The 25,004-nt window shown below is 61.5% G+C and carries 19 protein-coding genes; 1 reads left to right on the top strand and 18 read right to left on the bottom strand.

The window, feature by feature from the left end; genetic code table 11:
• Positions 1 to 150: 150 nt before the first annotated feature.
• The 11 genes from AC1D17_RS05465 to aqpZ all read right to left on the bottom strand — a co-directional run bounded on the left by AC1D17_RS05465 (position 151) and on the right by aqpZ (position 14,369).
• The gene (locus AC1D17_RS05465) at positions 151 to 1,152 is read right to left on the bottom strand and encodes an inorganic phosphate transporter (RefSeq protein WP_477564401.1); all 1,002 of its coding nucleotides are present in this window, start codon (positions 1,150 to 1,152) and stop codon (positions 151 to 153) included.
• Entirely contained in the window at positions 1,152 to 1,796 is a 645-nt protein-coding gene (locus AC1D17_RS05460) for a DUF47 domain-containing protein (protein ID WP_477564400.1), read from the bottom strand. The genes AC1D17_RS05465 and AC1D17_RS05460 overlap by 1 nt, the downstream gene beginning before the upstream one ends.
• A 105-nt stretch (positions 1,797 to 1,901) precedes the next feature.
• On the bottom strand, positions 1,902 to 4,061 hold the full coding sequence (gene ligA, locus AC1D17_RS05455; RefSeq protein ID WP_477564399.1) for an NAD-dependent DNA ligase LigA: 2,160 nt from the start codon (positions 4,059 to 4,061) through the stop codon (positions 1,902 to 1,904).
• A gap of 183 nt (positions 4,062 to 4,244) precedes the next feature.
• Entirely contained in the window at positions 4,245 to 5,918 is a 1,674-nt protein-coding gene (recN, locus tag AC1D17_RS05450) for a DNA repair protein RecN (RefSeq protein ID WP_477564398.1), read from the bottom strand.
• Between the two features lie 50 nt (positions 5,919 to 5,968).
• A complete protein-coding gene (locus AC1D17_RS05445) occupies positions 5,969 to 6,802 on the bottom strand; it encodes an outer membrane protein assembly factor BamD (protein ID WP_477564503.1) in 834 nt (277 codons plus the stop codon).
• Positions 6,803 to 7,036: 234 nt separating this feature from the next.
• On the bottom strand, positions 7,037 to 7,969 hold the full coding sequence (lpxC, locus tag AC1D17_RS05440; protein ID WP_477564502.1) for a UDP-3-O-acyl-N-acetylglucosamine deacetylase: 933 nt from the start codon (positions 7,967 to 7,969) through the stop codon (positions 7,037 to 7,039).
• Positions 7,970 to 8,315: 346 nt separating this feature from the next.
• A complete protein-coding gene (gene ftsZ / locus AC1D17_RS05435) occupies positions 8,316 to 10,097 on the bottom strand; it encodes a cell division protein FtsZ (protein ID WP_477564397.1) in 1,782 nt (593 codons plus the stop codon).
• A gap of 93 nt (positions 10,098 to 10,190) precedes the next feature.
• The gene (gene ftsA / locus AC1D17_RS05430; protein ID WP_264221539.1) at positions 10,191 to 11,522 is read right to left on the bottom strand and encodes a cell division protein FtsA; all 1,332 of its coding nucleotides are present in this window, start codon (positions 11,520 to 11,522) and stop codon (positions 10,191 to 10,193) included.
• Positions 11,519 to 12,451 carry a cell division protein FtsQ/DivIB gene (locus tag AC1D17_RS05425; protein WP_477564396.1) on the bottom strand — a complete coding sequence of 311 codons (933 nt, stop codon included), beginning with the start codon at positions 12,449 to 12,451 and terminating at the stop codon, positions 11,519 to 11,521. Before AC1D17_RS05425 ends, ftsA begins: the two co-directional genes overlap by 4 nt.
• Complete coding sequence (locus AC1D17_RS05420; RefSeq protein WP_477564395.1) at positions 12,439 to 13,365, bottom strand: D-alanine--D-alanine ligase; 927 nt, start codon at positions 13,363 to 13,365, stop codon at positions 12,439 to 12,441. Before AC1D17_RS05420 ends, AC1D17_RS05425 begins: the two co-directional genes overlap by 13 nt.
• 317 nt (positions 13,366 to 13,682) lie before the next feature.
• Positions 13,683 to 14,369: an aquaporin Z gene (gene aqpZ, locus AC1D17_RS05415; protein ID WP_477564394.1), complete on the bottom strand. Its 687-nt coding sequence runs from the start codon at positions 14,367 to 14,369 to the stop codon at positions 13,683 to 13,685.
• Positions 14,370 to 14,725: 356 nt separating this feature from the next.
• On the opposite strand from aqpZ, the gene AC1D17_RS05410 reads away from it, so the two are divergent.
• The gene (locus AC1D17_RS05410) at positions 14,726 to 16,030 is read left to right on the top strand and encodes an MFS transporter (RefSeq protein ID WP_477564393.1); all 1,305 of its coding nucleotides are present in this window, start codon (positions 14,726 to 14,728) and stop codon (positions 16,028 to 16,030) included.
• A gap of 172 nt (positions 16,031 to 16,202) precedes the next feature.
• Here AC1D17_RS05410 and murB read toward each other — a convergent pair whose 3' ends face one another.
• From murB to AC1D17_RS05375, 7 genes are all read right to left on the bottom strand, one after another.
• Positions 16,203 to 17,177 carry a UDP-N-acetylmuramate dehydrogenase gene (gene murB, locus AC1D17_RS05405; protein ID WP_477564392.1) on the bottom strand — a complete coding sequence of 325 codons (975 nt, stop codon included), beginning with the start codon at positions 17,175 to 17,177 and terminating at the stop codon, positions 16,203 to 16,205.
• Positions 17,174 to 18,589, bottom strand: coding sequence for a UDP-N-acetylmuramate--L-alanine ligase (gene murC / locus AC1D17_RS05400; protein ID WP_477564391.1), 1,416 nt, complete (start codon positions 18,587 to 18,589; stop codon positions 17,174 to 17,176). The genes murB and murC overlap by 4 nt, the downstream gene beginning before the upstream one ends.
• The gene (gene murG, locus AC1D17_RS05395; RefSeq protein ID WP_477564390.1) at positions 18,586 to 19,710 is read right to left on the bottom strand and encodes an undecaprenyldiphospho-muramoylpentapeptide beta-N-acetylglucosaminyltransferase; all 1,125 of its coding nucleotides are present in this window, start codon (positions 19,708 to 19,710) and stop codon (positions 18,586 to 18,588) included. The genes murC and murG overlap by 4 nt, the downstream gene beginning before the upstream one ends.
• A gap of 22 nt (positions 19,711 to 19,732) precedes the next feature.
• Complete coding sequence (gene ftsW / locus AC1D17_RS05390) at positions 19,733 to 20,887, bottom strand: putative lipid II flippase FtsW (protein WP_477564389.1); 1,155 nt, start codon at positions 20,885 to 20,887, stop codon at positions 19,733 to 19,735.
• Positions 20,888 to 20,948: 61 nt separating this feature from the next.
• Positions 20,949 to 22,340 carry a UDP-N-acetylmuramoyl-L-alanine--D-glutamate ligase gene (gene murD / locus AC1D17_RS05385; protein WP_477564388.1) on the bottom strand — a complete coding sequence of 464 codons (1,392 nt, stop codon included), beginning with the start codon at positions 22,338 to 22,340 and terminating at the stop codon, positions 20,949 to 20,951.
• 6 nt (positions 22,341 to 22,346) lie between these two features.
• Entirely contained in the window at positions 22,347 to 23,447 is a 1,101-nt protein-coding gene (gene mraY, locus AC1D17_RS05380; RefSeq protein WP_264221551.1) for a phospho-N-acetylmuramoyl-pentapeptide-transferase, read from the bottom strand.
• A 123-nt stretch (positions 23,448 to 23,570) separates the two neighbouring features.
• Entirely contained in the window at positions 23,571 to 25,004 is a 1,434-nt protein-coding gene (locus AC1D17_RS05375) for a UDP-N-acetylmuramoylalanyl-D-glutamyl-2,6-diaminopimelate--D-alanyl-D-alanine ligase (RefSeq protein WP_477564387.1), read from the bottom strand.

The raw sequence follows: 25,004 nt of genomic DNA, 5'->3' as shown, positions 1-25,004 counted from the left end.
CGGGTTCTGTTGACACCGGCAGTTCTTTGACCGCCTGCCCCCATAGGACACTATTTGACGGCGGGTGTCGCRCCGAATTTGCAAGCTCGGGGCCGCACCGGCCAGAGCCGTCTTTCGGCGGCTACGGCCGGTTGCGCGCGAGCTTGCCGGCTACAGGAGCCCCGCGGCAAAATAGAACAGGGCGGAGATCAGCGCTGCCGTCGGCAGGGTGACGACCCAGGCGATGACGATATTGCCGGCAAGTCCCCAGCGCACCGCCGAGACACGCTTTGCAGCACCGACACCGATGATGGCACCGGTGATGGTGTGCGTGGTCGAGACCGGAATGCCCAGCCATGTCGCCGCAAACAGCGTGATCGCCCCGCCGGTTTCCGCGCAAAACCCCTGCATCGGATTGAGCTTGGTGATCTTCGAGCCCATCGTGTGGACGATACGCCAACCACCGAACAATGTTCCCAGCGCCATTGCCGACTGGCAGGTGATGACCACCCAGAACGGCACATAGAAGGTCTGCCCGAGATAGCCCTGGCTGAACAGCAGCACGGCAATGATGCCCATGGTCTTCTGCGCGTCATTGCCGCCATGCCCGAGCGAGTAGAGCGAGGCCGAGATGAACTGCAGGCCGCGAAAACTGCGGTCGACGGCAAACGGCGTCTGGCGAAGGCAGACCCAGGAAACGATGAGGACGAGCAGCAGCGCCAGCGTGAAACCGATCATCGGCGACATGAAGATTGCACCGACGGTTTTCAAAAGGCCTGAGAGAACGATCGCATCGCCACCGGTCTTGGCAAGACCGGCGCCGACCAGTCCGCCGACCAGCGCGTGCGACGAGCTTGACGGGATGCCGAAAACCCAGGTGACGATGTTCCAGATGATCGCCCCCATCAAGGCGGCAAAGATCACCTGCGGCGTGACGATAGACGGGTCGATGATGCCGGTCCCCAGCGTTTCGGCGACGTGCAGGCCGAAGAACAGGAAGGCGATGAAATTGAAGAACGCCGCCCACATGACGGCATATTGCGGCCGCAGGACGCGCGTCGAGACGATCGTGGCGATCGAATTGGCGGCATCGTGCAGGCCGTTGAGAAAATCGAAGAACACCGCGACGCCGATCAGGGCGACGAGCAGCGGAAAGGCGAGCGTAGCGTCCATCAGACGTTCTCGATCAAGATGCCGCTGATTTCGTTGGCGACATCCTCGAACCGGTCCACCACCTTCTCGAGCTCGCCATAGATCTCGCTGCCGATGATATAGCCCATCGGGTTGGACGTGCCGTGGCGGCGGAACAGGTCCTTCAGCCCTTCGTCGTGCAGCCGGTCGGAGCGCTCCTCAAGCCGGTTGACCTCCTCGGCAATGGCGGTCAGGCGCGGCACATTGGCGCCCATGCGTTCGAGCAGCGGGACGGCTTCTGCGATCAGCCGGGCGGCATCGATGATCAGAACGCCCATTTCGCGCATGCCGGGATCAAAACACTTCTGCTCGAACAGGCGGATGGTCTTGACCGTCTTGTGCATCATGTCGATGGCATCGTCCATCGACTGGATCAGGTCCTTGATGTCGCCGCGATCGAAAGGCGTGATGAAACTCAGGCGAACGGCAAGCAGAACATCGCGGGTGATCGCATCGGCCTGGTCTTCGAGTGTTACGATCCGGTCGCAATGCGCATCAAGATCGCCCTCGCCGGCAAGCAGTGCCTTCAAGGCGCCGGCTGCGCCGACGACGGTGCGCGAATGTGCTTCGAAAAGCTCGAAGAACTTGTCTTCGCGCGGCAGGAGCTTGCGAAACCAACCCAGCATTGTTCATCCACCTATCTTCGCGTTGTCACGAAACTGTCATAATCTGGCAGCCCTCATAGAGAAGACAGGGGGTTGAGGAAAGCTCTTACGGCCAGGGAATGGCGATTACCCACCGATTAGGGCAAACCAGCCGTCCTCATCGGTGGTTTCGACGCCCAGTTCGCGGGCTTTTTCGAGCTTCGAACCGGCGCCGGGGCCTGCGACCAGAAGGTCGGTCTTCTTCGACACGGAGCCTGCGACCTTGGCGCCCAGCCGTTCGGCCATCGCCTTGGCCTCGTCGCGGGTCATCTTTTCCAGCGAGCCGGTAAAGACGACGGTCTTTCCAGCGACCGGGCTTGAGCTTGCTACCGGCGCCTCGGCGTCCTGCGGCGTCACCTCGTCGAGCAGGCGCGAGACGACATCGATATTGCGCGGCTCCTTGAAAAACTCGACGATCGCGCGGGCGACGACCTCGCCAATGCCGTCGATCGTATTGAGATCGCTCCAGGCCTCCGAAGTGATATCGCTGGCGGCTTTCATCGCATCGGCAAAAGCGGTGTAGCTGCCGTAGGAGCGGGCCAGAAGCTTTGCCGTGGTCTCGCCGGTATGGCGAATGCCAAGGGCATAGATCAGGCGATGCAAGGCGATCTCCCGGCGATCGTTGATCGCGTCATAGAGCTTGCGGACGCTGACCTTGCCGAAACCGTCGATATTTTCAAGCTTTGTCAGGGCGGATGCATTCTGCCGCTTTTCCAGCGTGAAGATGTCGGGCGCGGTCTTGATCGATAGTGCCGGGTCCTCTGCCTCGAAAAAGAAGTCGATCTGCTTCGACCCCAGCCCCTCGATGTCGAATGCGTTGCGCGAGACGAAATGCTTCAGGTGCTCGACAGCCTGCGCGCGGCAGACGAAACCGCCGGTGCAGCGCGTCACCGAATCGAGTTTTCCCGTCTTTTCGTTGCGCTCGCGAACCGCATGACTGCCGCAGACCGGGCAGATTTTTGGAAATGCATAACGCTCGGAACCCTCCGGGCGCTTTTCCATCACCACATCCAGCACCTGCGGGATGACATCCCCTGCCCGCTGGACGATGACGGTATCGCCGACGCGGATATCATGTTCCTCCTCGCGGATGCGCTCGCCGCCATTGCCGATGCCCTCGATATAATCGGCATTGTGCAGCGTCGCATTGGTGACGACGACGCCGCCGACCGTGACCGGCGTCAGCCGCGCGACCGGCGTCAGCGCGCCGGTGCGGCCAACCTGGATTTCGATTTTTTCAACGGTGGTAAAGGCCTGTTCGGCTGGGAACTTATGGGCTGTCGCCCAGCGCGGCGAACGCGAACGAAAGCCGAGGCGCTGCTGCAGATCGAGCCGGTCGACCTTGTAGACGACGCCATCGATATCGTAGTCGAGATCGGGACGTTTGAGGCCGATGTCGTTATAGTGTTCGAGGATGGCCTCGATCGATGACAGCCGCTGCGTCAACGGATTGACCGGGAAACCCCAGCGCTTGAAGACTTCGACCATGCCGGACTGCGTATCGGCCGGCATGGTCGATATCTCGCCCCAGGCATAGGCAAAGAACTTCAGCTTGCGGCTGGCGGTGATCGCCGGATCGAGCTGCCGCAGCGATCCGGCTGCCGTGTTGCGCGGATTGACATAGGTCTGCTTGCCCTCGGCCACCATCTGTTCGTTCAGCGCCAAAAAGTCGCTCTTGCCCATGTAGACCTCGCCGCGAACCTCAACAATGGCGGGCGCATCGGCTGGCAGGGTCTGTGGGATTTCCTTGATGGTGCGGATATTGGCGGTGACGTTCTCGCCGGTCGTGCCGTCGCCGCGTGTGGCGGCGCTGACGAGCCTGCCGTTTTCGTAGCGCAGCGACATGGAGAGCCCGTCGATCTTCGGCTCGGCGGTAAAGGCTATGGAATTGTCCGGCAGCAGGCCAAGGAACCGATAGACACTGGAGATGAAATCGCTGACGTCCTCGTCGGAAAATACGTTGTCGAGCGACAGCATCGGACGCGCATGGGTGATCTGCTGGAAAATACCGGCCGGCGCCGCCCCGACCTTGCGCGACGGGCTGTCGGCGCGCACGAGGTCCGGAAACCGCGCCTCGATTTCCTCGTTGCGCCGCTTCAGCGCATCATAATCCGCATCCGAAATCTCCGGCGCATCCTTGCCGTGATAAAGCGCGTCGTGATGGGCAAGCTCCGTCGCCAGCCGTTCCAGTTCAGTCGCCGCATCTTCAAGCGTCAGATCTTCAACGGCAATGGATAAGGTCGACATGCGGGAGACTCCTGATTTGGGCTCCGTTTTAGAGAATTTTCGAAGAATGGGAAGATGTTGAACCCAACTCGCCTTGAGGGGGAGCTCGCGCGGAACGCGCGGGTGGGGGTGACGGTGGGGGGCATGACGGGTCACCCTACCCCGGCACTGCGTGCCGACCCTCCCCTCAAGAGGAGGGTCAATTTACACGTTGCCCGCCAGCAACCTCATCGCCGCCGCCCTCGCCTCGTCGGTGACCGAGGCACCGGCCAGCATGCGGGCAATTTCCTCGGTACGGGCGCTGTCGTCCATGCGGGCGACGCGGGTGGCGATGGTTTCTGATTTTTCCGCCGACGGCCCCTTGGAGATCAAAAGATGCGTTGCTGCGCGCGCCGCCACCTGCGGGGCATGGGTGACGGACAGGACCTGAACGGTCTTTGACAACCGCTTGAGGCGCTGGCCGATGGCATCCGCCACAGCACCGCCGACGCCGGTGTCGATTTCGTCGAAGACGAGCGTCGGTGCCGAGCCGCGATCGGCGAGCGCCACCTTGAGAGCCAGAAGAAAGCGCGACAGCTCGCCGCCGGACGCAACCTTCATGATCGGGCCGGGCCGGGTTCCGGGGTTGGTCTGGACATGGAATTCAACCACGTCGATACCCTCGGCTGCCGCTGCATCCGGATCGGAGGTTACTTCGGCCATGAAGCGGGCGCGCTCGAGCTTCAGCGCCGGAAGTTCGGCCATCACGGCCTCGGACAAGGCCGTTGCGGTGTTGTGACGCTTCGTCGACAGCGCCACGGCAGCCGCATCGAAGGCACCCTTGGTCAGGCCCAGCTGCGTTTCCAGCTGTTTCAGTTTCTCTTCGCCGGCATCGAGATCGGCAAGATCGGAAATCATCCGGACGGCCAGCGCCGGCAGCGATGTCACCGGAACGGAATATTTGCGGGCTGCTGCGCGCAGGGCAAACAAACGCTCCTCGACACGCTCCAGCTCCTTCGGGTCATATTCGGTTTTCCTGAGCGCCGCCTCGACCGCCATCTGCGCATCGGAGAGCTGGTTGAGCGCCGCATCCAGAAACTCCACCGTTTCTTCGAGCAGGCCCGGTGCTTCATGGCTCTTGCGCTCCAGCCTGCGCACCATCGAGGCAATCAGAGGCACCGGCGAGCCGTTGCCGTTGAGGAACTCGCTTGCTTCGTTGATATCGACGGCGATCCGCTCGGCCTTCATCATCCGCGAACGGCGCTCGGCGAGATCGTCCTCCTCGCCATCCTGCGGTGACAGGGTTTCCAGTTCTTCCACCGACGAGCGCAGGTAATCGGCCTCGCGGGCGGCAGCCTCGACCTTGTCGCGGTGTTTCTTCAGCGTCCGCTCGGCATCCTTCCAGACGCGGTAGAGGCCGGCCACAGCCTGCGCCTCTTCGGCCAGACCGCCGAAGGCATCGAGAAGGGTGCGATGGGCATGGGTATCGACAAGGGCGCGGTCGTCGTGCTGGCCGTGGATTTCGACCAGCAGCTGCCCTGCCTGACGCATCAGCTGTACGGAAACCGGCTGGTCGTTGACATAGGCCTTGGTGCGGCCATCGGCCGACTGCACGCGGCGGAAGATCAGGTCGCCGTCATCGTCGATGCCGTTTTCGCGGACGAGAAGGCGGGCCGGATGGCCGATGCCGACATCGAAAACCGCCGTCACCTGCCCCTTGTCGCCACCGTGACGAACGAGCGAACCGTCGCCGCGGCCGCCCAGCGCCAGCGACAGGCTATCGAGCAGAATGGATTTTCCGGCGCCGGTTTCGCCGGTCAGCACGGACAGGCCGGCATCGAAGGACAGATCAAGCCGTTCGATCAGGACGATATCGCGGATCGAAATCTGTGAAAGCATCCCGGTTCAAATCTCTTCGTCTTGGGTCCTGATTCTATGCATCCAGAATTCTAGGCGCCGAGAAGCTTCTTGCCTGCGCGCGAAATCCACGAGTTGCCGTTTTCACGCGGCTCCAGACCACCGGTCTGCAGGAGCTTGTAGCTGTCGGCATACCACTGGCTGTCCGGATAGTTGTGGCCGAGAACTGCGGCTGCGGTCTGCGCCTCGGTGGTGATCCCCATGGCGAAATAGGTCTCGACCAGACGCGCCAGCGCCTCCTCGATCTGGTTGGTGTTCGGATACTGCTCGACCACCGAGCGGAAGCGCGTGATCGCGGCCAGATATTCCTTGCGCTCCAGATAGTAACGGCCGACCTGCATTTCCTTGCCTGCCAGCTGGTCCTTGGCAAAACGCAGCTTGGCCTGCGCATCCTCGACATATTCCGAATCGGGATATTTCGTGATGACGGCCTGCATCGCCTCGATCGTCTTGAAGGCAGGCTTCTGGTCCTGCGTCACCGCCGGGATCTGCTTGGAATAGGCAAGACCGACGATGTACTGCGCATAGGCTGCGTCTTCGGATTCGGGATAGAGGTTCAGGTAGCGGCTCGCCCCGTTGATGGCGTCCTGATACTGGCCGTTGCGGTAGTTGATAAACGAACGCATGACCAGCGCCTTGCGGGCATATTCGGAGAACGGATGCTGCTGGTCGATGGCGTCGAACTTGCGCGCCGCTTCCGTGGTCTTACCGGCATTCAGGTTGGCAAGACCCTGATTGTAGAGCACTTCCGGCGGGTCCGTTTCGGCGGCCAGCTTGGTGATGTCGATGTCGGGATCGTTCTGGCAGGCGGTGACCAGGACGCTGGTCGCGCAAGCCGCAAGCGCAATGACAACAACACGTGCCATCTTCTTCAATTCAAACTGGCCTGCAATTACCATTCGTAAATCCCAACTCCCGCGCCGGTAAGAATACCGCCGCCTATGAACCGCGTTTTAGATCAAGATGCAACAAGACCGCAATGTCATGATGATTGATTAACGCAATTTTGTGGCAGTCTTATCATGAAAAAGCCGGTCAAAAGACCGGCTCTCCTCAAACATCAGACCAGATTTTCCTATTCAGGAACAAATGGCTGCGCATTACGGCGCGCTGACGGCAATCACTTCGCGCGGCGCCGAGCGCTGGCGCTGCGTTGCAGTTTCGACGATTTCGTAGGCCGTCGGATCGCTCATCAGCGCCTTCAGCGCATGGGCGTTCATCTTGTGACCACCGCGATAGGAACGGTAGCAGCCGATGAAAGGCGCACCGGCCAGAGCCAGGTCCCCAACCGCGTCGAGCGTCTTGTGGCGAACGAACTCGTCCTTGTAGCGCAGGCCTTCCATGTTGATGACCGTGTTGTCATCGGCAATGACGACCGAATTTTCAAGCGACGAACCCAGGCCCCGGCCCGCAGCCCACATGCGCTCGACATCCCGCATGAAACCGAAGGTCCGGGCGCGCGACAATTCCGTCTTGAAGACAGCCGGCGTGATGTCGCCCTTCCAGGCCTGGCGGCCGATCAGCGGGCAATCGAAATCGATCTCCACTTCAAAACGCATGCCGTCATAAGGCGTGAATTCCGACCAGGAGGCGCCCGATTCGATGCGGACCGGCTTGAGGATGCGGATGTAGCGGCGCTTGACCGCCAGCGCCTTGATGCCGGTCTGCTCGATAGCCTCGATGAACGGCGCAGAGCTGCCATCCATGATCGGCATTTCGGCGCCGTGCACTTCGATAAGAAGATTGTCGACGCCGAGCGCGTAGATCGCTGCCATCACATGCTCGATCGTGGCGATCGAGGTTGCCGGCGAAAACCCGAGGATGGTGCACAGATCGGTATTGCCGACCTGCGAGGAAACCGCCTTGAATTCGCTGATCGTCTGCTCGCCGGCGATACGCTGGAAAACGATGCCGCTGTCAGCTTCCGCCGGATGAAAGGTGATTGCTACCTCGGCGCCAGAATGCACGCCCGTGCCGCTCAAAGTTACAGAGTGTGCAATCGTTGTCTGAAACCCAAGCAGTCCAATTCCCAGTCCCATGCTTCTCGCCTTCAAATGCTGCGTGGCGTTGCCGCCGAATGTCTCAAGGGGACGGAGCCGCGCGTCTTTTTCCAAAGCCGCAAGACACACAGTCGGCAAGTGACGCTTCACGTCACCAACCGGTCCAACATGCAAGCCAGCGCGTTTAGAATCGCAATGCCGCCCCATCAGTCCCGATTGTGAAGATAATTGCAGTGGGCCGTCATTCCAAATCACTGTTTCTTTCGCTTTGTTACGCGGCTGACACACTTGGCTTAGATGTTGGAATAATTCACGAATTCATAAAAAATGCCCGGGCGCAAGCCCGGGCATTTCGGCAAGGAGGAAGGTGGGCGAAAAATCAGTTCGACTGCCGGCGCAGGAAAGCCGGGATTTCGAGCTGATCGTCTTCATGTGCACGAGGCTGCGAAGCAGCGCGGGCACGGTCATCGAGGGGAGCAGCCCGGCGCGGCGCATAGAGGCTGGCTTCGGGCGACAGGGGACGGCGCTGCTGCGAGGCGGCGGCCGGCGCACCGGCAGTCATGTCGGCAGCGACATCGTGGGTCTCTTCTTCGCGGCGTCCGAGCGAATTGGTGATTCGCTTGAGCAGGCCCATCGGACCGCGCTCTTCATGGGCGACCGGCTGCGCACGATGCTCGGCCTCAGCCTTCACCATCGGCGGAAAGTCTTCGACCCGCGGCATACGAACCTGCTCGGCCTGCTGGCGGATCACCGGAGCAACCGGCTCCTGGCGAACCGGAGCCTGGGCTACCGGCTGCTGGTAAACAGTCGTTTCGACCGGACGCTGAACCGGAGCGGCGGCCTGGACGACAGGCTGCTGGACAGGAGCGGTACCGGCGAACAGCTTGCTTTGCGGGCGGAAATCGTCCTGGGCCTGCTGGACCGGGGCAGCAACCTCGCCACGCGGCATGGACAGGAACAGTTCGCGCTCCAGTTCGGCTTCGCGGATGGCCGCTGCAATCGAATCGCTGGTCTGCTGGACCGGCTGTGCGGCCGGCTGCTGCTGGACGATAGGCTGCTGGGCAACAGGAGCCGGCTGCTGCTGAACGGCAACCGTCTGCTGGACAGGTGCCGCAGGGATCGCAATGGACGGGCGAATGATCGGCTTGGCTGCTACCGGACGAAAGTCAGCGGAACGGCCGGCCACCTCCGCGGCCGTCCGATCGATACCCGTTGCCACGACCGAAACGCGGATGAGGCCTTCGAGTTCTTCGTCGAATGTCGCGCCGAGGATGATGTTGGCGTCCGGATCCACTTCTTCGCGGATGCGGGTCGCAGCTTCATCGACTTCGAACAGCGTTAGGTCACGGCCGCCGGTGATCGAGATCAACAGGCCCTGCGCGCCCTTCATCGAGGTTTCGTCGAGCAGCGGGTTGGCAATCGCGGCTTCGGCAGCGGCCATTGCGCGGCCCTCGCCCGACGCTTCGCCGGTGCCCATCATGGCGCGGCCCATCTCGCGCATCACGGAGCGAACGTCCGCGAAGTCGAGGTTGATCAGGCCTTCCTTGACCATCAGGTCGGTGATGCAGGCAACGCCGGAGTAGAGAACCTGGTCGGCCATCGCAAAGGCGTCGGCAAACGTGGTCTTGTCATTGGCGATCCGGAACAGGTTCTGGTTCGGAATGACGATCAGGGTATCGACGGACTTCTGCAGTTCCTGGATGCCCATGTCGGCGAGACGCATACGGCGCTGGCCTTCGAAGTGGAACGGCTTGGTGACGACGCCAACCGTCAGGATGCCTTTGTTGCGGGCAGCCTGGGCAACGACCGGAGCAGCACCGGTACCGGTACCACCGCCCATGCCGGCAGTGACAAAGCACATATGCGTGCCATTCAGATGATCGATGATCTCATCGATGCATTCTTCGGCAGCCGCGCGGCCGACTTCCGGCTGCGAACCGGCGCCCAGACCCTCGGTCACTGCAACACCCATCTGGATGATGCGTTCGGCCTTGGTCATGGTCAGCGCCTGGGCATCGGTATTGGCGACGACGAAATCGACGCCTTCGAGGCCTGCGGTGATCATGTTGTTGACAGCATTGCCGCCGCCGCCGCCGACACCGAAGACGGTGATGCGGGGCTTCAGCTCGGTGATATCCGGCTTTTGCAAGTTGATCGTCATTGTACCCGTTCCTTCCTGGTTTCTGGCCGCCTTGCCGAGCCGGCCAAATCACTAAATCCCGTATTGCATCCCGTCAGCGTCAGGCCGAGGGGATCAAAAGCTTTCCTTCAGCCATTGACCCATGCGGGCGATACGGCTGTTGTTTCCTGCAAGCGACGAAAGCAGACCGCCCTGCGCCGCATGTGTTTCCATGTCCGCGACCTGCGGATAGATCATCAGACCGACGGCCGTCGAAAAGGCCGGGCCCTTGGCTGCTGCCGGCAGTCCGGAGACCCCGAGCGGCCGGCCGATGCGGACGTTGCGGGCGAGAATCCGGCGTGCCGATTCCGGCAGGCCGGTCAGTTGCGCAGCGCCGCCCGTCAAGACGACGCGCTTGCCGACGATCGGCGAGAAGCCGGAACGCTGGATGCGGTCGCGAATGAGTTCCAGTGTCTCCTCGATGCGGGCCCGCACGATGCGCGAAACAAGCGCGCGCGGCACATGCGTCGGCTGATCGCGGTCGTCCTCGCCGATCGGCGGAACAGACACGATGTCGCGCTCGTCGGCGCTGTTGGGCAGCGCGGAACCGTGAACCACCTTGAGACGCTCCGCATCCTCGATGCGGGTGGACAGGCCGCGAGCAAGGTCCGTCGTGACGTGGTGACCGCCGAGGCTGATCGCATCGGCATGAACCAGCTTGCCTTCGGCAAAGACCGAGATCGTCGTGGTGCCGCCGCCCATGTCGATGGCAGCGCAACCGAGTTCGACTTCGTCATCGACGAGTGCTGCAAGTCCGCTTGCATAGGGTGTCGCGACAATGCCTTCGACCGACAGGTGGGCGCGGTTGATGCAGAGTTCGAGGTTCTTCAGGGCGGCACGTTCCGCCGTCAGCACGTGCATGTCGACGCCAAGCGCATCGCCGAACATTGCCAGCGGGTCGCGGATACCGCGCTCGCCGTCGAGCGAGAAGCCGGTCGGCAGCGAATGCAGGATGACGCGATCCTGGCGCAGCGACTGCTGGCCGGCCGCAGCCAGAACCTTCTTCAGGTCGGCGGCATCGACTTCCTGGCCGCCGAGATCGATGGAGGCCGTGTAGATGTCGCTCTGCAGGCGGCCAGCGGAAATATTGACGATCAGGCTGTCGATGGTCAGCCCGGCCATACGCTCGGCCGCATCGACCGCGAGACGCACAACGCTTTCGGCGGCGTCAAGATCGGCGATCACGCCGTTCTTCATGCCGCGCGACTTGTGATGACCGATACCGATGATCTCGATCGAGTGGGTGCGGCCCGGCAGGATCTGGCTTTCGGCACGCGGCGTCAGCCGGCCGATCATGCAGACCACCTTGGTCGAGCCGATATCGAGCACGGAAACGACATGCGACCGCTTGGAAGAAAGCGGCTTCAGACGCGGCAGCCCAAAATTCGAGGAGCCGAAGATGCTCATATACGGCTTTCCTTTTCCTGCTTCTTCAACATCTTCGTGCGGGCTTCCAAAACGGTCTGGCGGCGGGCGGCGGCTTCCGGGGTCAACTGGATCGTGGTGCGGTCCTCCAGTCTCAGATCGACCGCAGCGATGTCCCGCTCGAGCAATTGCTGCCCCTCTTCCATCGTCGAGAGCACCTGCATGGCGCGCTCCAGATCGTGCTCGGGCAGCTTGATATTGATGCCGTTGTCCAGGATCAGATCCCAGCGGCGGCCGGCAACCCGGACATAGGCTTTGACGCGCTTGCTGATTTCCGGCCATTGCTCGAATCGTGCGTAGAACGCAGCGGCCGTGGTTTCGGCATCGCGGCCAACGAACAGCGGCAGTTCGGAAAACTTGTTGTCGCGCAGCGGTGCAATCACACTGCCGCTCGCCTCGATCAACGAAAGATCGGAGCCGTGCTGCCAGATGCCGAACGCCTTGCGCTCCTTGAGGTTCACCTCGATCGTGCCCGGATAGACCTTGCGCACGGCAACGTCCTCGACCCAGGGCATTTCGCTGATCAGCTTGCGCGCCACGCCGATGTCGAGGGCAACCAGCGAGGTCGCACCATCAAGACCCAGCTGCTGCAGGATGTCGATTTCCGAGGTCTGGTCGTTGCCGGACACCTTGACGTCCTCGATCGCGAAACCGGCGGCCGTCGTGGTCGTCTGGGCGAAATCCTGGCTATGGCCGCCGAGCGACATGCCGTAGAAACCGGTCGCGGCGAAAAACGCCAAGGCGGACACAGTGCCGGTATAGGGCGCAAAGTGGATACGGCCCGTCCCAAGGCTGACGAGGAAACGCACGACGCGACGCAGCGGCCGCGGCAAAACGCGCTGACCATCAAGATCAGCCGCCTCCAGCGGAGCCCGTCCTCTTCCTGCCTTCCTGCCCTTCAACGCAAACACGACGCGTCCTCCACGATCCACTTGAGGAATTCACCAAACGTATGGCCTGCATGAACAGCCATTTCAGGGACCAGAGAGGTTGGAGTCATTCCGGGCTGAGTATTGACCTCCAGCCAGATAAGCTCCCCTTCTGCAGAGAAACGGTCGTCAAAGCGGAAGTCGGAGCGGCTTACGCCGCGGCATCCAATCGCCTGATGCGCCATGACTGATAGTGTTTGTATTTTTTGGTAAATATTCGGTAAAATATCCGCCGGGATGACGTGTTTTGAACCGCCTTTCACATACTTTGAATCGTAATCGTAGAAGGCGTGCCCCTGCGGTATCACTTCGGTGACACCGAGGGCCGTATCGCCCATGACGCCGCAAGTGAACTCGCGGCCATACACATAGCGCTCCACCATCACCCGGTCGCCATAGCGCCACTCACTGGAGGTGACGATCTGCGGCGGATGCGACTGGTCTTCCTTGACCATCACCACGCCGAAGCTGGAGCCTTCACGCACCGGCTTGACCACATAGGGCGGCTTCATTGGATGAACGGAGCCGAAATCATGGCGATCCATGACGCGCGCCTCGGCAACTGGAACACCGGCAGCGCTGGCAACAAGTTTGGCCTGCGCCTTGTCCATGGCCAGTGCCGAGGCAAGAACACCGGAATGCGTATAGGGAATCTGAAGATATTCGAGGATGCCCTGGATCGTACCGTCCTCGCCGAAGGGACCATGCAGGGCGTTGAACGCAACATCTGGACGCAGATCAGCAAGAACGGAGGCGACATTGCGATCGACGTCGATTCGGGTGACGCGGTAGCCCTCGGCCTCCAGCGCATCGGCGCACGCAGTCCCGGACGACAGGCTGACAGGCCGCTCCGAAGAAAATCCGCCCATCAGGACAGCTACATGCTTACCACTCATAAAAACCCCCGACATTACGCCAGCCTTACAAATCGCCGCTTGCGCCTAGCTTGTTTACAACGCGAGTCGCGTCCTTCAGGCACAGCCCCACTAGAGCGGCATTATGGTTAATGAACCGTTTACTTTGGTTAACCCTATCCAGGAGGTGGGTAAATTATTTCGCGCCGACTCGCATCGGCGCTTCGATTCATCGCTTAGAATCAGAGCGTTAATGGCGATGCAAGAGAAAAGGCCGGCAAGAGCGCCGAAAAAATGAAGGGCCCCGCAGCGGTTTGCGCGGGACCCTTCATACGCGAGTTATAGCAAATGGCAGCGTTTCAGCCGTCTTCGCCGACAACCTTCCAGATGATGCCGCCAATGACAGCGCCGACAAGCGGGGCGAGCCAGAACAGCCACAGCTGCTGCAACGCCCAGCCGCCGACGAACAGCGCCTGACCGGTCGAACGGGCCGGGTTGACGGATGTGTTGGTGACCGGAATGGAGATCAAATGGATCAGCGTCAGGGCCAGACCGATGGCAATCGGGGCAAAGCCGGYGGGTACGCGGCCGCTGGTGGCACCCAGAATGATGAAGATGAAGAAACCGGTCAAAAGCACCTCGATGACCAGCGCCGAGGTCAGCGAGTAACCGCCCGGCGAATGTTCGCCATAACCGTTTGCAGCAAAGCCGCCGAGCTGGAAATCAGCCTTGCCGCTGGCAACCAGATACAAGGCTGCGGCCGCGACGATCGCACCCGCCACCTGGGCAATGATATAGCCGACAAGCGACGAGGCCGGAAATTTACCGGCAACCGTCAGCCCTACCGACACGGCAGGATTGAAGTGTCCGCCCGAAATGCCGCCGACGGCATAGGCCATCGTCAGCACGGTCAGGCCGAAGGCAAACGCGACGCCGAGCAGGCCGATGCCGACTTCCGGAAAGGCCGCCGCGAGAACCGCGCTGCCGCAGCCGCCGAACACAAGCCAGAACGTTCCTAAAAATTCCGCAGAAAGCTTCTTGAACATGGTTTCCCCTTCAAACGGAGCAAATGCCCCTCACGTGCCTGATGCGCGCGCCTCCATCAGACCGCTGAAAGAAACGCTTGCAATCCCAGCCTGTTTGCCCACCCGGTTACCGAGTACACAACCTAAGATTTGCGACAATTCGATTCTGGTCAAGGATGGCGGGTGAAAGAACCGCTGCGGGTGCATTCTTGATCAGTTCGGCGAAATCGATGTGAGCGCGACATTTTTGCGACGAGACACCCCGGAAATCTTGCCGATAGTTGCGTTTGAAGGGTTTTATTGCCGGTTCGTCTGCGCTAGAGCCGGGCGGCTGCCTCCCAAGACGGCAATAACATTCCCAATACGGACACATGACAATGAGCGACACACTCTCCAGGTTGTCGCCGGCGGCAGAGCCGTTGAACAAGGGCACGCTCAATTCGCCAGCCCGCGTTCTTCTGGCAAGCCTGGTCGGCACGACCATCGAATTCTTTGATTTCTACGTCTACGCCACCGCTGCCGTGCTGGTGTTTCCGACGCTGTTCTTCCCGAACACCGATCCGACGACGGCACTTCTGGCATCCTTCGCCACCTTCTCGATCGCCTTTTTCGCCCGCCCGCTCGGCGCCGTCGTCTTCGGCCATTTCGGCGACCGTGTCGGCCGCAAGACCACGCTGGTGGCCGCTTTGCTGACCATGGGTATCTCGACCGTCATCATCGGCCTGCTTCCGTCCTATGAGCAGATTGGCGTGATCGCACCGCTTCTCCTCGCACTGTGCCGCTTCGGCCAAGGGTTCGGGCTTGGTGGCGAATGGGGCGGCGCCGTCCTGCTTGCCACGGAAAACGCGCCGGAAGGCAAGCGCAGCTGGTACGGCATGTTCCCGCAACTCGGCGCACCGGTCGGTCTGTTCCTGTCTTCGGGCGCCTTCTGGCTCCTACTGCACCTGATGTCCCAGGAGCAACTGCTCAGCTGGGGTTGGCGTATTCCCTTCATCGCTTCGATCGTTTTGATTGCCGTCGGCCTCTGGGTGCGTCTGTCGATCACCGAAACGCCGGCGTTCCAGAGGGCCATCGACAGCCAGGAACGCGTCGAGGTGCCGGTGATGGAACTGTTCCGCAACCACAAGCGTAGCCTGGTGCTCGGCACCTTCGTGGCGCTGGCGACCTTCGTCTTGTTCTACATCGGCTCGGCTTATCTCCTGTCGTACAACGTCAAGGTCCTGAAGATCCCGTTCCTCGACGCGCTGGAAATCCAGATCGTCGGCTCCATCCTGTTCGGCATCTTCATCCCGGTCGCCGGCAAGCTGGCCGAACGCTTCGGTCGTCGCGAAGTGCTGATCGCAACGACCGTTCTGATCGGCCTCTTCTCGTTCTTCCTGCCGGGTCTCATGACATCCGGCGAAAGCGGCATTTTCGTCTTCGTGATTTTCGCGATGGGCCTGATGGGCATGACCTACGGCCTGATCGGAACGGCGCTCGCCGCCCCCTTCCCGACCAACGTGCGCTATACAGGCTCGTCGATCACCTTCAACTTCGCCGGCATCTTCGGCGCCTCGCTGGCGCCCTATATCGCGACGTGGCTGCAGGCAAACTACGGCATGACCTATGTCGGCTACTATCTCGGCGTTGCTGCCGTGATCACGCTGGCGTGCATCCTGCTTTCGGGCAAGGACGAAGTCTGAGGCAACATCAGGCGATGACAAATGAAAGGCCGCCGGCTCTCGTGAACCGGCGGCCTTATTGTTCCGAGCGCTTCGTACGGCTTGCGCCTATTCGCCGGGATGCAGATGACGATAGCGCGCCTCCCGCCATTCGCCGGATTCTTCTCATCCGTAGAGAGAAGCCCATCCGCCGTCAGGCCGTCAGTTCGCCCAAAAATTCCTTGACCTCGTAGCCCGGCATGAATGTGCCGATGCGCTTGATTTCCCATTCGAGCGAAATACCCGAGGTTTCAAACACGCGCTGGCGCACGGTTTCGCCGAGATATTCGAGTTCGTAGCCGCTCGCCTGCCCCGTATTGATCATGAAATTGCAGTGCATCGGCGACATCTGAGCGCCGCCGATCATCAAACCGCGGCAGCCGGCCTCATCGATGAGTTTCCAGGCAGAATGACCTTCCGGGTTCTTGAAGGTCGAACCGCCGGTCTTTTCGCGGATCGGCTGCACTGTCTCGCGATGCTGGCGCACCGCATCCATGTCGGCACGGATCTTCGCCTTGTCTTCCGGATAGCCTTCGAACACGGCATGCGTGAAGATCAGGTCCTTCGGCGCCGACGAGTGGCGATAGCTATAGCCCATGCCGGCATTGGAGAGCACGTGGCGGTTGCCCTTGCGATCGACCGCATGGACCTCGACGACACGCTCGCGCGTCTCGCCGCCATTGGCGCCGGCGTTCATGCGCAGCGCACCGCCGATTGATCCGGGAATGCCGTAGTAGAATGCGAAGCCGCCGATACCGTGGTCGAGCGTCATCGCCGCGAGATTCTTGTCCGGGCAGATCGCCCCGGCCTTGACGCGCGTTTCGGAGACGAGCTCGACATCGCCAAAGCCCTTGGCCGAAAGCCGGATGACGACACCCGGGATACCGCCGTCGCGGACCAGAAGGTTCGAACCGACGCCTGCGACCATGACGGGCACTTCGGCGGGCAACAGCTTCAGGAAGGTGACGAGATCGTCGGCGTCATGCGGCTGGAACATCAGCTCGGCAAGGCCGCCGGCGCGAAACCATGTAACACGATCCATCGGCGCATCCGGCGTCAGACGGCCGCGCAGTTCCTTGACGCTGTTCCCCAGAGAGGCCAGTAGCTTTTCTCCATGTACCTGTTTCATGCGGAATTTCCTGAAATGCCTGCGAGTTCCTTCGGGAGTGCGGCAGCCCAGTAGGTGATGCTGCCAGCCCCCAAGAGAACCACAAAGTCACCCGGTTGCGCAATGGCGGAGACGATCGGCGCGATCGCTTCCGGGCCTTCGATGAAGCGCGCGTCGCGGTGACCGCCGGCCTTGATGCGGGAGATGAGTTCCTGCGAATTGATGCCCTCGATCGGTTCCTCGCCGGCCGAATAGACCGGCGCCAAAAGGATCGTGTCGGCATCGTTGAAGCAGGCGGCAAAATCCTCGAACAGGCTATGAAGACGCGAGAACCGGTGCGGCTGGTGGACGGCGATGACACGGCCCTGGCAGGCTTCGCGCGCGGCCTTCAGCACAGCCTTGATCTCGACGGGGTGATGGCCGTAGTCGTCGTAGACGCGGACACCATTCCATTCGCCCGTGAAGGTGAAGCGGCGCTTGACGCCGGCGAACGACGCAAGCCCCTTGGCAATGTCTTCCGGTGAAATACCAAGGCGCTGGGCGACCGCAATGGCAGCGGTGGCGTTCGCGACGTTGTGGCGGCCCGGCATCGGCAGTCGCAGGTCCTGCATCTGAATCACCTTGCCGGTACGGCGGCGGCGGATTTCGACGTCGAACACCGAGGTGGCGCCGTCCATGCGGATATTGGAATAGCGCACATCGGCCTGCGGATTTTCACCATAGGTGATGACCTTGCGGTCCTCGATCTTCGAAACCATGGTCTGCACTTCGGGATGATCGAGGCACATGACGCCGAAGCCGTAGAACGGCACATTCTCGACGAACTGCCGGAAGGCGGCGCGCACGGCATCGAAATTGCCGTAGTGATCGAGATGCTCCGGATCGATATTGGTGACGACGGCAACGTCGGCAGGCAGCTTCAGGAAGGTGCCGTCGGATTCGTCGGCCTCCACCACCATCCACTCGCCCTCGCCCATGCGGGCGTTGGTGCCATAGGCATTGATAATACCGCCATTGATGACGGTCGGGTCGAGACCACCGGCTTCGAGCAGCGTCGCAACCATCGAGGTCGTCGTCGTCTTGCCGTGCGTACCGCCGATGGCGATCGCATTGCGGAAGCGCATGAGTTCGGCAAGCATTTCAGCCCGGCGGACCACCGGCAATAGCTTTTCGCGCGCGGCGATCAGTTCCGGATTGCTTTTCTTGATGGCGGTCGAAACGACAACGACTTCGGCCTCGCCGATATTCTCGGCCTTGTGGCCGACGAAGACCTCGATGCCTTTGTCACGCAGACGCTGGACATTGGCGCTGTCGGACTGATCGGAGCCCTGAACCTTGTGGCCGAGATTATGCAAAACCTCGGCGATACCGCTCATGCCGATACCACCGATACCGATAAAATGAACCCGGCCGATTGTCTGCGGCATCTTCATGAGCGTGTTTCCTTGAACTGTGCAATCGTAGAACCGTTGGCAATAGCTTCAACCATGGCGGCAAGCAAGCGTGCCGCATCGGGTTTACCGGCCTGTCTGGCGCTGGCCGCCATGTTCGCCAGCTTGGCGGGATTGTTCATCGCTTCGGTCAGGATCTTGCTCAGCTTCTCGGTGGAAAGCTCGGCCTGAACGATCACCTTGGCGCCGCCGGTTGCCGCAAGCGCTGCCGCATTCGCCGCCTGATCATGATCGAGCGCATAGGGATACGGCACCAGGATCGCCGGCCGGCCAATCACTGCAATCTCGGAGACCGTCGAGGCACCAGAGCGGCAGATCACCAGGTGGGCCTTGGCGATACGGTCGGCCATGTCAGTGAAGAAGGGAGCGATGTCCGCATTCATCTCGAGCTTGGCGACACACCCCTCGACCATCGCCATATCTTCGGCGCGTGCCTGCTGCGTCACCTTCAGACGCCGTCTCAAATCATCATCGAGCAGGCTGATCGCGGTCGGCACGGTTTTGGAGAAATACTGAGCACCCTGGCTACCGCCGAAGACGACAAGACGGAACTCTTCCCCCTCGCCGGAGGGCTGGTAGGAAACCTTGGCGGCCTCCAGCACGGCTGGCCGAACCGGATTGCCCGTGGTCACCGTCTTTGCCGCATAGGGGCCATCGGTTTCGGGCAGAAACCCGCCGGCGATTGCGCGGACGCGCTTGGCCAGCGCCTTGTTGGCCCGGCCCATGACGGCGTTCTGTTCATGGATCATCGATGGGATGCCCATGCCGGTGGCAGCCAGCAAGGGCGGGATTGTCGGATAGCCGCCGAAGCCGACGACGGCCTTCGGCCGCACCTTCGCCATCAGCCGGCGGGCAATTCGGATACCAGACCACAGCGTCCACAGGGACGATGCGACCTTCAAGGGGTTCTTCGAACCGATCGTCGCAGACGGCACGACATGGATCTCATCGGCCGGAAATTTTCCGGCGAAACGCTCGGCGCGGCTGTCGGTTACCAGATGGATGGAATAGCCGAGCGCCTTCAATTCATGCGCCAGCGCTTCCGCCGGAAACAGATGGCCGCCGGTGCCACCGGCGGCGAGCATGATAATGCCTTTGGTCATGTTCAGTCCTTATTCCACCGGCCTATTCGGCCGGAACGCCCATGCCGGAGCGAAACAGGCTGCGCTCGACAGCGCGCTTTTCCGGACGATGGCGGGTCAACGCCAGGATAAATCCCGCCGTTACGCAGATCGCCACCATGGACGAACCGCCGTAGGAGATCAACGGCAGGGTCATGCCCTTGGCCGGCAGCAACTGCAGATTGACGCCGATATTGATCATCGACTGGATGCCGATCTGCAGCACGAGGCCTGCAACGGCAAAACGGGTGAAATCATTGCGCTCGCGAAAAGCGTGGCTGAGGCCCCGCATGACGAGAAACGCAAAGATCAGCACGATTGCCATGCAGAAGACGATGCCGAATTCTTCCGCAGCGACCGAAAAGATGAAGTCGGTGTGGCTGTCCGGGATGATCCGCTTGACGACGCCCTCGCCGGGTCCCTGGCCGAACCAGTCACCGCGGATGATCGCCTGCAGGGCGGTGTCCACCTGGAATGTATCGCCTTCGCCGGTCATGAACCGGTCGATACGGCCAGCCACGTGCGGCAGCACGGTGTAGGCAACCACCAGACCGCCAACAGCGGAGCCGCCGAGCACGACAATCCAGAGCCATGGCATACCGGCCATGAAGAACATGCCGCCCCAGACGGCAGTGGTCAAGATCGTCTGCCCGAGGTCAGGCTGGGCGACCAGCAGCGCTGCAACGATACCGAACAAAAGGATGGCGAACAGGTTTCCAGGAATTTCAGGCTGGCGCGCATGCTCGGAAAACAGCCAGGCGCAGACGAYGACGAAGGCCGGCTTCATGAATTCCGACGGCTGTACCGACAATCCGGCCAGCGAAATCCAGCGGCGCGATCCCTTGACCTCTGCGCCGAAGAACAGCGCCAGAACCATCATGGCGAGCGACACCAGAAGCAGGATCATCGCGGTGCGGCGCACCTGCCGCGGCGTCAGAAAGGAAATGCCGATCATCACCGCGAGCGACGGCAGCAGGAAGGCCGCGTGGCGCTTGACGAAATGGAAGCTGTCAAGATTGAGCCGCTCGGCAACCGCCGGGCTTGCCGCGAAGGACAACATGAAACCGATGCCCATCAACAGAATGAAGGTCGCCAGGAAGAACCTGTCGATCGTCCAGAACCAGTCGGCCACAGGGCCACGTTCGGCACGGCTTACCATTTCTTCGTCCCCTTCAACGGCGCGTCCGGCGCCAATCTCTCAAAGTCAGGGCCACCGGCCCTCATATCAGCATCGTCATGCCGTCGATCGCCGCGACATGGCTGACGAAGGCATCGCCCCTCACCTCAAAGTTCTTGTACTGGTCGAAGCTTGCGCAAGCCGGAGACAACATCACGGCGGAGAAACCGGAGTTATCCTTTTCCGCATCGGCGGCGGCATGGGCAACGGCGCGCTCCAGCGTTCCGGAAATCTCGAAAGGAACCGTTTCCCCAAGGGTCGCCGCAAAGGCCGGTGCGGCCTCGCCGATCAGATAGGCCTTGGCGATCTTTTGAAAGAACGGCGACAGCGTGGTGATCCCGCCCTCCTTGGGCAGACCGCCGGCGATCCAGTAGATCCGCTCGTAGCTCGACAGCGCCGGCGCCGCCGCATCGGCATTGGTTGCCTTGCTGTCGTTGACGAAGACGACGTCGCCCTTGCGGCCGACCGGCTGCATCCGGTGCTTCAAGCCCGGAAAGGAGGCCAGTCCGGCAAGGATTTCGCGCTCGCAGACGCCGACAGACAGACAGGCCGCAATCGCTGCCGCCGCATTCTGGGCGTTGTGGTTGCCGCGCAAGGTCGCAATACCGTCGAGATCGGCAACAACGGCCGACAAACCGCCTTCGGCGCGCATGACGCGCGTCCCCTCGGCATAAAGTCCTTCTCCGAGCGGGCGATGGCGGGCGATACGGATGACGCGGCGCCCGGAAAGCGTTGCCCGGTCGGCAATCGCTTCTGTGTAGACGTCATCGACGCCGACGATTGCGGTGTCGCTGCCTGCGATCAATCGCTCCTTGATCTCGGCGTAGTGTTCCATGCTGCCGTGCCGGTCGAGATGATCGGGCGTCAGGTTGAGCAGGATGCCGGCGGACGGATTGATCGTCGGAGCCAGATCGATCTGGTAGGACGAGCATTCGACGACGTAGAACCGGCCGGCCGCCGGCGGATCGAGCGTCATCACCGCTGTGCCGATATTGCCACCGAGTTGCGTGTCGCGGCCGCTGGATTTCAGGATATGGGCGATCAGCGCCGTGGTGGTCGATTTGCCGTTGGTGCCGGTGATGGCGATAAACGGGCAATCCGGGGCGTGAACGCGACGCTCGCGCACGAACAGCTCGACATCGCCGATGATCTCGACACCGGCGGCATGGGCGAGATCAACGGTCCAATGCGGCTTCGGATGTGTCAGCGGAACCCCAGGCGAAAGGACGAAGGCGGAGAAATCCGTCCAGTCCGATTGATGGAGATCGCCGGTAGCGATCCCTGCGGCAGCCGCCTTGGCAACGCTGTCGGGATTGTCGTCCCAGGCCGTGACCAACGCGCCACCGGCAACCAGCGCCTGCGCAGTCGCAAGCCCCGATCCGCCGAGCCCGAAAAGGGCGACCTTCTTGCCGCTGAATGTGGTGACCGGGATCATCGTCTCTTACCGCAGCTTCAGGGTCGAGAGACCAACCATGGCCAGGATGACGGCGATGATCCAGAAACGGATAACCACCTGGCTTTCGGTCCAGCCGAGCTTTTCGAAATGGTGATGGATCGGCGCCATCAGGAAAACGCGCTTGCCGGTGCGCTTGAACCAGAACACCTGAATGATCACGGACAAGGTTTCCATGACGAACAGGCCACCGATGATGATCATGACGATCTCGTGCTTGGTGGCGACGGCGACGGTACCGATCAGACCGCCAAGCGCCAGCGAACCGGTATCCCCCATGAAGATGGCCGCCGGTGGCGCGTTGAACCACAGGAAACCAAGCCCTGCTCCGATGACCGCTCCGAGAATGACGGCCAGCTCACCCGTGCCCGGCACGAAATGGATCTGCAGGTAGTTTGCAAACACCGCGTTGCCGGCGAGATAGGCGATGACGCCGAAGGAGGCAGCAGCGATCATCACCGGCACAATGGCGAGACCGTCGAGACCGTCCGTCAGGTTGACGGCATTGCCGGCACCGACAATGACGAAGCCGCCGAACAGGATGAAGAAATAGCCGAGATTGAGGGTGAAGTCCTTGAGGAACGGAAAGGTCAGCGACGAACCGAAGGTGGACCCTGCCACGCCTGCCGAAAGCGCCGAGCGCATCATGAAGAAGACGGCGATAGCAGCAATCAGGAATTCGAGGCCAAGGCGCGCCTTGCCGGAAAAGCCCTTGTCGGACTGTTTCGTCACCTTGAGATAATCATCGTAGAAACCGATGGCGCCGAAGCCGAGCGTCACCAGCAGCGTGGAAACCACGTAGACGCTGGAGAGGTCAGCCCAGAGCAGCGAACTGCCGACGATGCCGGCCAGGATCATCAGGCCGCCCATGGTCGGCGTACCTGCCTTCTTGAAATGGGTCTGCGGTCCGTCGGCACGGATCGGCTGGCCGCGGCCCTGCCGCACGCGCAGCGACGAGATCATCCGCGGTCCGAACAGGAAAACGATCAATGCCGAGGTGAACAGGGCGGCGCCGGTACGGAACGTGATGTACCGGAACAGGTTGAAGAATTGAAAATGGTCCGCCAGTTCGACAAGCCAGATGAGCATGAGGGACCTTTCCCCAAAGGTTCGTTGCAGATTCCATCGATCAGAATCACCTGATGGAAGGATAACCGCGTCGTATCAAAAGTGTCAGCATGGAACAGCGGCCAAGAAAGCCTTGTCCTGCCTTTATTCAGCCTGATCGGCACCCAAATGGGCCGGGTAGAGCTCAAGAAGAGCCGAAACGATCCTGCCGCAGCCGGTACCCTTCGACGATTTGATCATCACCACATCCCCGGCAGCGATGGATCCAAGCGCAAATTCCTTCAGTGCATCGACCGTCCCGCGATATTCGACGCGCGTGCCGTCAGGCAGCGCATCGCGCAGATGCGCCATTTCCGGACCGGCAAGCCAGATATCGGTGATGCCGGCCTCGACCAGCGGAGCGGCCAGGGCGGCATGGACGGCGCTGGCGGATTCGCCCATTTCCAGCATGTCGCCGAGGATGGCGATCCGGCGCCCGCCCTCCGGCAGGTCCGTATCCTTCAGAAGCGAGATCGCGGCCCGCATGGAAGCCGGGTTGGCATTGTAGCTTTCGTCGATGAGTACGAAGGTTCCTGACCCGATCCCCAGGCGATGCCGTGCGCCGCGCCCCTTTTCGGGCCGCAGCGTTGCAAGCGCCACAAGGGCCGCATTCATGTCCGCACCGGCAAGCTTCACGGCGCCGAGTGCAGCCAGCGCATTTTCAGCGATGTGGCGCCCGGGTGCGCCGATCTGGATTTCCAGCGTCTTGCCGTCGAGCGCCGCCCACAGCACGCCGCCTTCGGAACCGCCTGCATATTCGACCATGCGGAAATCGGCCTTGGCGTTGCTGCCAAAGCTATGAACATGGGATACGCCAAGCGCATTGGCGGCTTTCTCCAACATCGCGAACTGGGCGTTGTCGCGGTTGAGGATCACGTGGCCATCGTCGACGAGACCTTCCATGATCTCGGCCTTGGCCCTCGCGATTTCCGCCAGATCCTTGAAGTTACCGAGATGAGCGGCAGCGATCGTGGTGATGATCGCCACATGTGGGCGCACCATCTTGACCAGCGGCCGGATTTCGTCGGCATGGTTCATACCGATTTCGAAAATGCCGAAATCGGTATTTTCCGGCATGCGCGACAGGGTCAGCGGCACGCCCCAGTGATTGTTGAACGACGCAACGGACGCATGAACCCGGCCGGATGACTCAAGCATGTGACGCAGCATCTCCTTGGTCGTCGTCTTGCCGACCGACCCGGTGACGGCGATGATCCTGGCAGCGCTGCGGTCGCGTGCAGCACAACCAAGCCGCACCATCGCATCCAGAACGTCATCGACGACGATCATCGGCGCATTCAGCCGCCCGAGCGCGGGCAGCTTGGCTTCGCTGACGACCAGAAGCGCTGCACCATTGGCTATCGCGATGCCGGCATAGTCGTGGCCATCGACACGGTCGCCCTTGATGGCGAAGAAGGCCTCGCCCTTGCCAAGGGAACGGCTGTCGATGGAAATGCCGGTGATGCCCTCGGGCAGATTGCCCATCGGGCGGCCGTGCATGGCCGCCATCAGGTCGCTTGTGGTCCACAGAAAGCTCAA

The organism is Pararhizobium sp. P1_E7, assembly GCF_056405855.1.
This window is presented reverse-complemented; position numbering and strand designations above follow the sequence as displayed.